The organism is Lactococcus sp. AK05 (assembly GCF_041026685.1).
In the GTDB taxonomy this organism is placed as follows: Bacteria; Bacillota; Bacilli; order Lactobacillales; family Streptococcaceae; genus Lactococcus; species Lactococcus lactis.
The window spans coordinates 390,516-403,116 of the sequence record NZ_JBFTEI010000002.1 but is presented as its reverse complement, the minus strand read 5'-3'; the positions used below and the strand labels follow the sequence as shown (position 1 = coordinate 403,116).

The following is a 12,601-nucleotide window of genomic DNA, read 5'->3' as shown; positions in this document are numbered from 1 at the left end:
AAGATTTAAGAAATAAAAAATGAGTATTTTAAATGTAAAAAATCTATCCCACGGTTTTGGTGACCGCGCAATTTTTGAAGATGTAAGTTTCCGTTTGCTAAAAGGCGAGCACATCGGATTTGTTGGGGCAAATGGTGAGGGTAAGTCAACTTTCATGAATATTATCACAGGAACTCTGGTTCCTGATGAGGGAAAAGTAATCTGGTCGAAAAAACACCGGGTTGGCTATATGGATCAACACGCTGCGCTTGGAAAAGGTAAAACGACGCGTGAAGCATTGGCTGAGGCTTTTCAATATCTTTTTGATATAGAAGCGCAAATCAATGATACTTACATGAAAATGGCAGAAATGTCAGAAGATGAGATGAATGCTGCGCTTGAGAATGTAGGAGAACTTCAAGAAGAATTGGATAATAGTGACTTTTATCTAATTGATGCCAAAGTTGAAGAAACAGCACGAGGTCTTGGTTTAACTCCTCTTTTGGATAAAGATGTGGCCGAGCTTTCTGGAGGGCAAAGAACGAAAATTTTACTTGGCAAACTTTTGCTTGAAAAACCAGATATCTTGCTTTTGGATGAACCAACAAACTATTTGGATGAAGAACATATTTTATGGTTGAAAAATTACCTTAAAAACTATGAAAATGCCTTTATTTTGATTTCGCATGATGTGCCATTTATGGATGAAGTGGTCAATATCATTTATCATGTGCATGGTCTAGGGATTACCCGCTATTCAATGGGGTATGCGGAATTTGAACGTGTCTTTGAAGAGAAAAAGGCACAGCTTGAATCTTTGCATAATGCGCAGGTCGCTGAGCAAGCTAAACTTAAAGATTTCATTGCCCGTAAAAAAGCGAATGTGGCAACATCTGGTCAAGCAAAGGCACGTGAGAAAAAATTGGCGAAAATGGAAATTGTTGAGACTATTTCTGAAAAGCCAAAACCTCATTTTGATTTTAAATTTAGTCGAAAACCAAGTCGTCTCGTTTTTGAGGCAAAAGATTTAGTCATTGGTTACAATGAACCTTTGTCGTCAGAAATTAATTTAAAAGTAGAATCTGGACAAAAAATTGCCTTTATTGGTTCCAACGGGATTGGGAAATCAACTTTGCTCAAGAGTTTAATGGGCTTGATTCCAAGTCTTGATGGGGAAGTTGAAAAAGGAAATTTCCAAGATATTGCTTACTATGAGCAAGAAGTCAAAAATCCTTCGCAAAAAACGGTACTTGATGATTTATGGGATGAGTATCCAAGTTGGAATCAAGCAGAACTCCGCGGGGCACTTGCTCGGGTGGGCTTGACGGCCAAACAAATTGAATCACGTGTTTATGTTCTTTCAGGTGGAGAACAAGCAAAATTACGTTTTGCTAAATTAATGAATACCGAATCTAACATTCTCATCTTGGATGAACCAACCAATCATTTGGACGTGGACGCTAAAGAAGAACTCAAGCGTGCACTTATTGAATATCCGGGAACTGTTTTGATGGTTTCACATGAACCAGAATTTTATGAAGGTCTAGTTTCTGATGTCATTAACTGTGAAGAATGGACAACTCGTATTTTGTAATTACTGATTAATTCTTATGCTAGTTCATCTCTAATTTTTCTTAAAAATTGGTAGTTGAACTGCAGTTATACTGGCTTGCACGAAAAATTAAACAGTATTAGGAGAAAAATGACTCAGAAACTTCATCCTTGGGAAAATCCCGAACAAGATTATGCACGAACTTTGGCAAAACGCCGCTCAGAGCGGCGTTATCGCAGCTTACAGTTAGTAAAGACGCTTAAAATTTTACTGACAGAATTTAAAAAGTACGATGTGAACAATTTTAACTCAGAGATATTGAGTTGGATTGATTTGCTTGAAGATGCTGTTGAATATGTTGATGATGAAGATTTTAAGTCAGCAAAAAAATTTGTTTCGCGAATGCAAAGAGAACTAAAAAAACTTGAAAAGTAAATTTTTTACTGACAGGAAAGAGGACTTTAAGGGCACTATGAAAAGTTATAGTTTTCAAGCTGAACTGGAAATTATCGGTATCAATCCCTTTGTGGCTGTACCGCCAGATATTTTGCAGAAAATATTTCAGGATTCAGGACGAGAAAAATCGCCCATTCCTATTTGTGGTCAGATTAATGAAAAAACTTATCAGCAAAATCTAATGTTTTTCAAAGGGTATTGGCGCTTATATGTCAATACGACGATGCTGAAAAATTCGCCTAAAAGAATCGGGGAAATCTTTGATTTTACAATTTCCTATGATTCAGAGCCACGAATTGTCAAGCAACCACAAGTTTTAAGTGAAGCATTAGCTAAAAATCTGGAAGCAAAAAAAGTATTTGACCAATTAATCCCCTCTGAACAAGTTGAAATTAATCGTTACATTGCAAGGTTGAAAACAGAAGAAGCTATCGAGCGAAATGTTAGGCGAGCGATTGGTTTCTTACTGGGAAAGAACTCTTTTGTAGGCCGAGATAAACCATAGAAAGAAAGATGAAATAAATGAATAATTGGAATTCAATCACAATAAAAATCAGTCGGGAAGCCGAAGAGGCCATTTCAGCTTTGCTGATAGAGGCGGGGTCAGCCGGCGTTGAAATTAATGACAGTGCTGATTATCTCAATCACGAAGACCAATTTGGCGAAGTTCTTCCTGAAATTGAACAATCTGATTTTGTTGAAATTACTGCTTATTATCCAGAAAATATGCCAATTGTGGAACTCAAAGCCGAAATTGAACATAAAATCGCAAATTTGAGTGATTATTTTTCACTGACAGGTCTGTCAGTAACAACGAATAACCTGTCAGAAACAAATTGGGCAGAAGCTTGGAAAAAATATTTTGAACCAGCACGAATTACGCATGATTTAACCATTGTGCCGAGTTGGACAGAGGATTACGTGGCGACAGGCTCTGAAAAATTGATTCGTCTTGACCCTGGTATGGCTTTTGGGACTGGAACACATCCAACGACCAAAATGTCACTTTATGCCTTAGAACAAGTTCTTCGTGGTGGAGAAACGTTACTTGACGTTGGAACAGGTTCGGGTGTGCTGTCAGTTGCAGCTTCATATCTTGGCGCAGCAGAAATATTTGCTTATGATATTGATGAAGTGGCTGTGCGCGTGGCTTTAGAAAATATTGAACTCAATCCTGGTCATGAAAAAATTCATGTTTCAGCAAACAATCTGCTTGAAGGAATTGACAAAAAAGCGGATGTCATTGTGGCTAATATTTTGGCTGATATCCTTGTTTTAATGACAGAAGACGCATTCCGCTTGGTCAAAGAAGAAGGCTATCTCATTATGTCAGGAATTATTGCTGACAAAGCGGATATGGTCATTGCATCAGCAGAAAAAGCTGGATTTTTCCTTGAAACACGAATGATTCAAGGCGAATGGAACTGCCTGATTTTCAAGAAAACAGAAAATCGTGAAGGCGTCATTGGCGGATAAAAGGCTTAAATAAAGTCGTTTATCTTTCAGTCAATGGAGAAGCATAATAAAGAAAAGATTAGATTCAAAACTTTATTTTAAGAAATGATTGGAAAAAATATGGCCAACCAATATTTTGTATTTAAAAAATTACCGGAACTGGGCGAAGAATTTATTATTGAAAATCAAGCAGCAGCTCATCATATTTTCACTGTGATGCGGGCTAAAAGTGGTGACCAAATCCGTCTTGTTTTTACTGATGGTGAAATTGGGCTGTCAGAAGTCATTTCGCCAAGTGACCAATCAGTGAAGCTGATAAAATTACTGACAGAGTCCTCAGAATTGCCTATTCAAATTACAGTAGCTGTAGGATTTCCTAAAGGAGACAAGCTCGATTTTATTGTTGAAAAATCAACAGAATTAGGAGCTACAGCCATTTGGTCAGCACCTTTTAAAGCTTCTGTCAGTAAATGGGACAAGAAAAAACTGACAAAAAAACAAGAAAAATTGGAAAAAGTTGCTCTAGGAGCAGCCGAACAATCACGCAGACAAATGATTCCAGAACTTCAACTTTTTGAGCAATTTACTGATTTACTTAATAAATTTTCTGATTTTGACCAAGTTCTTATCGCTTATGAAGAGTCAGCAAAAATGGGTGAGAAAACAATGTTCAAACAAGCACTGACAGAAATGTTACCCAACCAAAAAGTGCTTATCGTTTTTGGACCAGAAGGCGGAATCAGTCCAGACGAAATCACAAAATTTTCCGATTTAGGTGCAAAAATGATTGGCTTAGGGCCGCGAATTTTAAGAGCAGAAACGGCTCCATTATATGCCCTCTCAAGTATTTCAGCTTATTTTGAATTATTATAAATAAAGAAAAATTTTTAGGAAATCGATTATGAAAAAACGTGCACAACGTAACAAAAAACGAATTCGCTGGGCTTCGGTCCTCACAGTTTTCGTTCTTTTAATTGGAATAATTGCAATTGCTTTTGCTGGGGTTCATTTGTTAAGTCCTAAAACAAATACAAGCCCAAAAAGCAGTCAAACTTCAAGTCAAGAAAAAGCTAAAAGCACTGCCTCATCTAGTGCTTCTCAACCAAAAGAAACAAAATGGCTGGCTGGAACAAATGAAAATCAACTGCCCATTTTGATGTTTCATTATGTCACTTCAAGGGCTGATCAGCTCCCACAAGATAGTAATAACATCAATATTGTAACCTTTGAAAATGAATTAAAAGCGCTGAAAGAAAAAGGCTACACAACGGTTAGTGGCTCAGATGCCGAAAAAATTCTAACGACCAAAGAAAAACCAAGTGATAAAATGGTTTGGCTTACTTTTGATGATGGTTCAGTCACAATGTATACTGAAATTTTCCCTTTGTTGAAAAAATACAATATGCACGCTACGAATTTTATTATCACAGGTTATGTGAATAAAGGCCAAGGCGGAATTTTGACCTGGGAACAAATCAAGGAAATGAAAGCAAGTGGACTTGTTGATTTTGGCAGTCATACGGTCAGCCATCCTGATTTAGGAAAGCTCACTTTGGAAGCTCAACGAACAGAACTTGAACAATCAAAAGCAGATTTAGATAAAAAACTCGAGCAAAAAACAGATATCATCTGTTATCCAGCAGGGGGTTATAACCAGAATACCTTGAATTTAGCTAACGAGTTAGGTTATAAGTTTGGTTTGCTTGACCCAGGCCGTAATGGTGCTGTCGCAATAGCAGCCAAAGAAAGTGATGGTCTATTAACACTACCACGCTTTAGAATGATGAGTTCTACCACTACTGAGCAAATGCTACAAATGATTCAACCCTCAACCGATTATAATGAAAAAAATAAATAAACTCCGAATAATCGGAGTTTTATCTTTAGTTTTGCAATAGTCATCCTTTTGCTTAACCTACAAATGTGATAGAATAGATTAAATTAAGTGAAATAAACCTTAACTTACAAAATTTGATGAGATGATATATTAATCTAAATAAGGAGGAAAACTGGTCACCATTTTAGAGTCAACTTTAAAATGGTCTAGTATCTAAAGTTATGCCTAAAGAACCAGACTTAACCGGAGCAGAAGTTGTCAATATCTGTTCTGACTACATGAATGAAACAGACCTTTTACTCGTAGAAAAAGCACTTGCTTGTGCTTCACTTGCCCATGCAGACCAATATCGTGCATCAGGAGAAGCTTACTTTGTCCACCCTACCCAAGTTGCAGGAATTTTAGCCAAATTAAAACTGGATGCCGTTACCGTTTCCTGTGGTTTTTTGCATGATGTTGTTGAAGATACCAATTTTACCCAAGGTGATTTGCAAGAATTATTTGGCGACGAAATTGCTGAAATTGTTGATGGAGTTACTAAGTTAGGTAAAGTTGAGTATAAGTCACACGAAGAACAATTGGCTGAAAACCACCGTAAGATGCTTATGGCTATGTCCAAAGACATTCGTGTTATTTTGGTCAAATTGGCTGACCGTTTGCACAATATGCGCACGCTTAAACATCTCAGACCAGATAAACAAAAGCGGATTTCACGTGAAACCATGGAAATTTATGCCCCTCTTGCTCATCGCTTGGGGATTGCTAGTATCAAATGGGAATTAGAAGATTTATCATTCCGTTATCTTGAAGAAGCAGAATTTTATCGCATTCGTGGTCTCATGAATGAAAAAAGAACAGCTCGTGAAGCGCTTGTTGCTGAAGTAATTGGTAAATTACAAGAACGAGTCGAAAAAGCTGGAGTTGATGCAGAAATCTATGGTCGTCCAAAACATATTTATTCTATTTATCGTAAAATGCACGATAAGAAGAAACGTTTTGATGAGATTTATGACCTGATTGCCATTCGTTGTATCACAGAAACAACAAGTGACGTTTACACAACTTTAGGTTATATTCATGACCTTTGGAAACCAATGCCAGGTCGTTTTAAAGATTACATCGCCAATCCAAAAGCCAATGGTTATCAATCTGTCCATACAACCGTTTATGGTCCCAAAGGCCCAATGGAATTCCAAATTAGAACACGAGAAATGCACCAAATCGCTGAGTTTGGGGTTGCCGCTCACTGGGCTTACAAACAAGGAATTAAAGCAAAAGTTGATGTTCATGAAATTTCTGAAACCTTGAATTGGATTCATGAACTTGTGGAATTGCGTGAAGAAGCTGGTGATTCAGCAGAAGATTTTGTCAAAGCCGTTCAAGAAGATATTTTATCAGATAAGATTTATGTCTTCACTCCAAATGGTGAAGTCCAAGAATTACCAAGAGGTTCAGGTCCTATTGACTTTGCTTATGCTATCCATACAAAAGTTGGTGACCATGCGACTGGAGCGAAAGTAAATGGACGAATGAAACCATTATCTGTTCAACTAAAAACAGGTGATCGGGTTGAAATTATTACCAGCTCAAGCTCTTTTGGACCAAGCCGTGACTGGATTAATCTAGTTAAAACTAATAAAGCCAGAAACAAAATCAAACAATTCTTTAAGAACCAAGATAAAGAATTGTCGGTCAATAAAGGCCGTGAAATGTTACAAGAAGCTTTGGAAGAAGGCGGATTTGTACCAAATCAGTATCTAGATAAGAAACATCTAGATGAAGTCTTCAATAAGATTAGCTACCGTAATGCGGAAGCTTTGTATGCAGCAATTGGATTTGGTGAGCTTTCAGCAACAACAATTGCCAATCGTTTAACTGAAAATGAACGTCGTGAAGTTGAGAGAGCCAAACAAAAAGCCGAAGCTGAAGAGCTGATGAAGGGTGAAGTTAAACGCGAATCAAGTAAAAACATCATGAAGATTCGTCACGATGGTGGAGTCAGTGTTTCAGGGATTGATAGCCTACTAGTTCGTATCGCCAAATGTTGTAATCCTGTTCCAGGGGACCCAATTGTGGGGTATATTACAAAAGGGCGTGGTGTTTCAGTTCATAGAGCTGATTGTCAAAATGTGCGAAGTATGGAAGACTTTGAACAAAGACTTGTTGAAGTTGAATGGGATGATTCAGAAAACTTAGTGAAAGAATATGTCGCTAATATTGATGTCTATGGCTTTAATCGTCCTGGATTACTCAATGATGTGATGCAAGTTTTATCAAATTCTACTAAAAATTTGATTTCAATTAACGCTCAACCCACTAAAGATAAAAAAATGGCGAATATTCACATCGCTTTAGGCATTAAAAATCTATCAGATTTGACTTTGATTGTTGATAAAATCAAAATGACCCCAGATGTTTATTCTGTAAAACGGACAAATGCTTAAAAAAGAGCTTGACTTAGTCAAGCTCTTTTAAATTACTTTCTTTAATAATATAATTGGGACGTTTTTTTGTTTCCAGGAATATTTTAGCAATATATTTACCAATAATTCCAAGAGAGAGAAGTTGTAAGCCGCCTAAAAGTAAAATCAAAACAATCAAAGTTGGGAAACCTTGAACAGGGTCACCAAAAATCAGCGTTTTAAGAAGATAAAAAATACTAAGTAAAAGTGAGGCTAAAAAACTAAAAAAACCAACAAATGTCGCAATATTGAGCGGCATTTCCGAAAAATTAATAATCCCATCAATAGAATAACGGAGAAGTTGACTAAAAGACCAAGAAGTCTGACCAGCACTTCGTTCGTGATTTTCGTATTCTAAATAAGTTACATCATAACCGACCCAAGAAAAAAGTCCTTTTGAAAAACGATTATTTTCTCTGAGTGTCAAAATACTATCCACAACTTGACGAGTCATAAGGCGAAAATCTCTGGCTCCGTCTACAATAGGTGTAGTCGAAACTTTATTAATAATCTTATAAAAAAGTCGAGAGAAAAATGAAATCAGTGGAGATTCACCAGAACGTGAAATTCTGCGAGCACCAATACTATCATAACCTTCTTGAAGTTTCTGATACATAGAAACAAGTAGTTCAGGTGGATCTTGTAAATCAACATCCATTACTGTAACAAGAGGTTCTGTAGTAGCTTCTAAACCAGCAAGTAAAGCTGCTTCTTTACCAAAATTTCTTGAGAAACTAATATAGTTAATATTATCAACTTGACTCGCTAATTTTTTTATAAGAGGAAGCGTTTGGTCACTAGAACCGTCGTTTACAAAGTAAAAAACTTTTTTTAGCTCGAGTTTTTCTGTTTTGTCATTTACCTCTTTAATAAAGAGCTCAATCGTTTCTTCTTCGTTATAAACGGGGACAACAATCGCTAATTCTTCCATTTTTTTCCTTTTTTATTTTTTTATCTTATCTTAGTACCTATTTATGATAATACCTAAAGAGTCCTGTGATGTCAAGCTTTCTTTTGATGTTATTAAAATGAAGAAATGTCCAAAGAGAGCTGATTAAAATTGGACTTTTTGTGCTATACTGTCAGTAAAGAGATTATCATAGGAGTGAAATATAAAGATTATGAAAATAGTAATTCAACGTGTAAAGTCAGCTTCTGTCAGTATTGATGGAGTCATTAAGGAAAAAATTAATCAAGGCTTTTTATTGTTGGTTGGGGTTGAAGATGCTGACAGCAATTTTGATTTGGATCATGCAGTACGTAAAATCGCGCAAATGCGAATTTTTTCAGATGAAGCTGATAAAATGAATCTCTCCGTTCAAGATATTCAAGGAGAGATTTTGTCAATTTCTCAGTTTACTTTGTATGCGGAGACTAAAAAAGGGAATCGTCCGAGCTTTTCTGCAGCAGGTAAACCTGATTTTGCAAAAGCAATGTATGAAAAATTTAATGATAGCTTAGCTCAGATTGTGCCGGTTAAAGCAGGCGTTTTTGGGGCTGATATGCAAGTTGAGTTGATAAATGATGGTCCTGTCACTATTATTTTAGATACGAAAGAAGCTAGAAAAAATGGCTAAAAGACTGCAAAAAAGTAGCGTAAAAAAACGGGTTCCTGTTCGCTCTGTCAGTAAAATAAAAACTTATCAGTCCTCAGAAAAACCTGACCAAGTTGGTGAAATTTGGCAAAATAATATTATTGGCTCACTTGATAACGGTTATTCAAAGGAGCAGGCCAGAAAACAACAAAGTCAAAACCTGACTGAACGTCAGAAACGAAAAATTGAGGAAATGCAAAGCAATCCGGAGATGATTCAAGCGCGTGAAGAACTTAAAGAAGAGTTTCTCAATACGCATCCACAATATGCCAAGATGACGAGTGAAGAATTGCAAGAATCAATGACTCATCATGCTTTAGAAGATGAGAAGCTTAGAAAACAAAAGCTCCGTCATCACATTGAAGCATTTGCTGACGGAATTATTGCGGTCATCATTACTATTATGCTCCTTGAAATTCCTGTCCCTTCTGGTAATCAAGGTTATTGGGAGTTCATCAGTTCAGTTGGAATCTTCTTAGTTAGTTTTGTTGTTACAGCTAATTTTTGGTTCAATCGTCACAAGATTTTTGCTCTGACAGAGGAAATTACGGAAAAAATCATTGTTCAAGATTTTATCTTTATTGGTTTGCTTTCACTAATTCCGCTGTTGACCAAATGGATTATGGTTGCTCCAACATCATTTAGTGCCCTGAATTTTGGTCTGGTTTTGATTGTGATTTTACTTCAGCAGGAGCTTTTAAGTTATTCAATTACTAAAGATCATTTTCATAAAATGCCTAAATCCTTTAAATTCTGGCGTCGTGTTTGGTTAATCAGACTATTTTCAACTATTTTAATGAATGTTGTCATCATGATTATTGCCATTATTTTTCCATTTTATGGACATTGGCTCTTTGTTATTGTTCCTATTTTTAACTTTTTGTTCCGCATGGTTAATGACCGCAATCAGGAGGAAGAAGTTTATGCTGCTACACGTTCTATCGGTGTTCCTTATTTGAAAGAAGGTTAATAATGACTGTAAAAAATATTATTTTTGATTTAGGTGGTGTAATTTTAGACTTAGGTTTTGAACGAATGGTCAACTCCTTTGAGAACTTAGGAATAAAAGATTTTTCTGCTTATTTTAATCCGCAAAAGCAAGTCGATTTTTTTGAGGAATTAGAATTAGGCCTTATTTCTCCCGAAATTTTTTTTGACAAGTTTAGAGAAGCAACAAATAGCCAACTGACAGATGAAATAATTGAAGAAAATTGGAATTTAATTCTAAAAGATTTCCAAAAAGAACGAATGGATTTACTGACAGAGCTGTCAGCAGATTTTTCACTCTATCTTTTTTCAAATACGAATGCTATTCACGCTAAGTGTTTTGAGCAACGTTGTATTGAAGAAATGGGTCAGCCTCTATCAACTTATTTTAGAAAAACCTATTATTCACATGATTTGCATTTAAGAAAGCCAACAGTTGAAAGTTTTCAAGAGGTTCTTCGTCAGTCAAATTTAAAGGCTGATGAAACTTTATTTATTGATGACAATGCGGATAATATCTTGGGCGCACAAGCATCAGGTTTGAAAACTTATCATCTAAAGGCACCAAAAGTACTGACAGAACTCAATTTCCAAGAAATAATTTACTGACAAGTCTGTCAGTAATTTTTTTTGGAAAAAATATTTTTATACTGCATAAAGTTAGTTCTTGACAATTGTCAGACAATTCGGTAAAATACAGTTTATTGAAATTATTTAGTTACAAATTCAGAAAAATGAGGATTTATTATGGGATTTATGAGAAAAGCTGATTTTGAGCTTTATCGAGATGCAGATAAACACTATAATCAGGTGTTAACCACACGTGATTTTCTTGCACTAGGTGTTGGAACAATTATTTCGACTTCTATTTTTACTTTACCAGGTCAGGTCGCTGCTCAATTTGCAGGCCCAGGTGTTGTCTTTTCTTACCTACTTGCTGCATTAGTCGCTGGTTTTGTTGCCTTGGCTTATGCTGAAATGTCAACAGTGATGCCATTTGCGGGTTCGGCCTATTCTTGGATTTCAGTCTTATTTGGCGAAGGTTTTGGTTGGATTGCTGGTTGGGCTTTGCTTGCGGAATATTTTATTGCCGTTGCCTTTGTTGGTTCAGGCTTCTCAGCAAATCTGCAACAATTGCTAGCGCCACTCGGTTTCCATCTCCCAAAAGTATTGGCCAATCCATTTGGTACAGACGGTGGAGTTGTCGATATTATTTCACTTTTAGTCATTTTACTCTCGGCAATTATTGTCTTTCGTGGGGCATCTGATGCTGGACGAATCAGTCAAATTCTTGTTGTGCTTAAAGTAGCCGCTGTTATTGCTTTCATTATTGTTGGGATTACGGTCATTAAGCCAGCAAATTACCATCCATTTATTCCACCACACAATCCCAAAACAGGTTTTGGTGGCTTCTCAGGAATCTGGTCTGGGGTGTCAATGATTTTCTTGGCCTATATCGGTTTTGATTCAATTGCAGCAAATTCAGCGGAAGCTAAAAATCCCCAAAAAACAATGCCACGTGGAATTATTGGGTCGCTTCTGATTGCTGTTGTTCTATTTGCAGCAGTAACCTTGGTACTTGTAGGGATGCATCCTTACTCAGCCTACGCAGGAAACGCAGCGCCAGTTGGTTGGGCTCTTCAACAATCAGGTTATTCTGTTTTATCAGAAGTTGTAACAGCTATTGCACTTGCCGGAATGTTTATCGCCCTTTTGGGAATGGTTCTTGCAGGTTCACGTTTGCTTTATGCTTTTGGACGCGATGGACTTTTACCTAAAGGTTTGGGTAAAATGAATGCTCGAAATCTTCCAGCAAATGGTGTGTGGACCTTAGCCATTGTTGCTATTGTCATCGGGGCATTCTTCCCCTTTGCTTTCCTTGCTCAACTTATTTCAGCAGGAACTTTGATTGCTTTCATGTTTGTTACACTTGGAATCTATTCACTTCGTCGTCGTCAAGGAAAAGATTTGCCAGAAGCAACTTACAAAATGCCTTTCTACCCAGTTTTACCAGCTCTTGGTTTTATTGGTTCATTATTTGTATTTTGGGGATTGGATGTGCAAGCAAAACTTTATTCAGGAATTTGGTTCCTTATTGGAATTTTGATTTATTTTGCTTATGGAAATCGTCGAAGCAGAAAATCAGAAGAAAAATAAAAAGATATTATAAAAAATGGTTTCAAAATCTTTTGGAACCATTTTTTTGTCATCATTTTGGAGCGGACAAAAATTGCTAAAATTACTAAAATAAGTTAAAATAGGGAAGTTATCAGCAACT

General features: G+C 36.5%; 12 protein-coding genes. 11 read left to right on the top strand and 1 reads right to left on the bottom strand.

All coding sequences use genetic code 11. The features are described from left to right. Positions 1 to 19: 19 nt before the first annotated feature. The 7 genes from AB6B24_RS06530 to AB6B24_RS06500 all read left to right on the top strand — a co-directional run bounded on the left by AB6B24_RS06530 (position 20) and on the right by AB6B24_RS06500 (position 7,723). Entirely contained in the window at positions 20 to 1,573 is a 1,554-nt protein-coding gene (locus AB6B24_RS06530) for an ABC-F family ATP-binding cassette domain-containing protein (protein ID WP_195935920.1), read from the top strand. A gap of 108 nt (positions 1,574 to 1,681) precedes the next feature. Further along, positions 1,682 to 1,966 carry a hypothetical protein gene (locus tag AB6B24_RS06525; RefSeq protein WP_010905114.1) on the top strand — a complete coding sequence of 95 codons (285 nt, stop codon included), beginning with the start codon at positions 1,682 to 1,684 and terminating at the stop codon, positions 1,964 to 1,966. 37 nt (positions 1,967 to 2,003) lie between these two features. Continuing rightward, positions 2,004 to 2,492 (top strand): YdeI/OmpD-associated family protein, encoded by a 489-nt coding sequence (locus tag AB6B24_RS06520; RefSeq protein ID WP_311805494.1) that lies wholly within the window; start codon positions 2,004 to 2,006, stop codon positions 2,490 to 2,492. A gap of 17 nt (positions 2,493 to 2,509) precedes the next feature. Beyond that, positions 2,510 to 3,463 carry a 50S ribosomal protein L11 methyltransferase gene (prmA, locus tag AB6B24_RS06515; RefSeq protein WP_015425637.1) on the top strand — a complete coding sequence of 318 codons (954 nt, stop codon included), beginning with the start codon at positions 2,510 to 2,512 and terminating at the stop codon, positions 3,461 to 3,463. A 99-nt stretch (positions 3,464 to 3,562) separates the two neighbouring features. Continuing rightward, a complete protein-coding gene (locus AB6B24_RS06510; protein WP_311803886.1) occupies positions 3,563 to 4,315 on the top strand; it encodes a 16S rRNA (uracil(1498)-N(3))-methyltransferase in 753 nt (250 codons plus the stop codon). 28 nt (positions 4,316 to 4,343) lie between these two features. Further along, positions 4,344 to 5,300 carry a polysaccharide deacetylase family protein gene (locus tag AB6B24_RS06505; RefSeq protein WP_311803887.1) on the top strand — a complete coding sequence of 319 codons (957 nt, stop codon included), beginning with the start codon at positions 4,344 to 4,346 and terminating at the stop codon, positions 5,298 to 5,300. Between the two features lie 200 nt (positions 5,301 to 5,500). After that, complete coding sequence (locus tag AB6B24_RS06500) at positions 5,501 to 7,723, top strand: bifunctional (p)ppGpp synthetase/guanosine-3',5'-bis(diphosphate) 3'-pyrophosphohydrolase (protein WP_003132277.1); 2,223 nt, start codon at positions 5,501 to 5,503, stop codon at positions 7,721 to 7,723. Between the two features lie 13 nt (positions 7,724 to 7,736). Here AB6B24_RS06500 and AB6B24_RS06495 read toward each other — a convergent pair whose 3' ends face one another. Continuing rightward, the gene (locus AB6B24_RS06495; protein WP_095586636.1) at positions 7,737 to 8,672 is read right to left on the bottom strand and encodes a glycosyltransferase family 2 protein; all 936 of its coding nucleotides are present in this window, start codon (positions 8,670 to 8,672) and stop codon (positions 7,737 to 7,739) included. A gap of 190 nt (positions 8,673 to 8,862) precedes the next feature. Between AB6B24_RS06495 and dtd the strand changes: the two genes are divergently transcribed. The 4 genes from dtd to AB6B24_RS06475 all read left to right on the top strand — a co-directional run bounded on the left by dtd (position 8,863) and on the right by AB6B24_RS06475 (position 12,480). Beyond that, on the top strand, positions 8,863 to 9,318 hold the full coding sequence (dtd, locus tag AB6B24_RS06490; protein ID WP_311805490.1) for a D-aminoacyl-tRNA deacylase: 456 nt from the start codon (positions 8,863 to 8,865) through the stop codon (positions 9,316 to 9,318). After that, positions 9,311 to 10,306, top strand: a complete 996-nt coding sequence (locus AB6B24_RS06485) for a TMEM175 family protein (RefSeq protein ID WP_038598458.1) — start codon at positions 9,311 to 9,313, stop codon at positions 10,304 to 10,306. Before dtd ends, AB6B24_RS06485 begins: the two co-directional genes overlap by 8 nt. 2 nt (positions 10,307 to 10,308) lie before the next feature. Further along, complete coding sequence (locus AB6B24_RS06480; protein ID WP_311805488.1) at positions 10,309 to 10,932, top strand: HAD family phosphatase; 624 nt, start codon at positions 10,309 to 10,311, stop codon at positions 10,930 to 10,932. A gap of 138 nt (positions 10,933 to 11,070) precedes the next feature. Continuing rightward, on the top strand, positions 11,071 to 12,480 hold the full coding sequence (locus AB6B24_RS06475) for an APC family permease (RefSeq protein ID WP_012896953.1): 1,410 nt from the start codon (positions 11,071 to 11,073) through the stop codon (positions 12,478 to 12,480). Positions 12,481 to 12,601 lie beyond the last annotated feature (121 nt).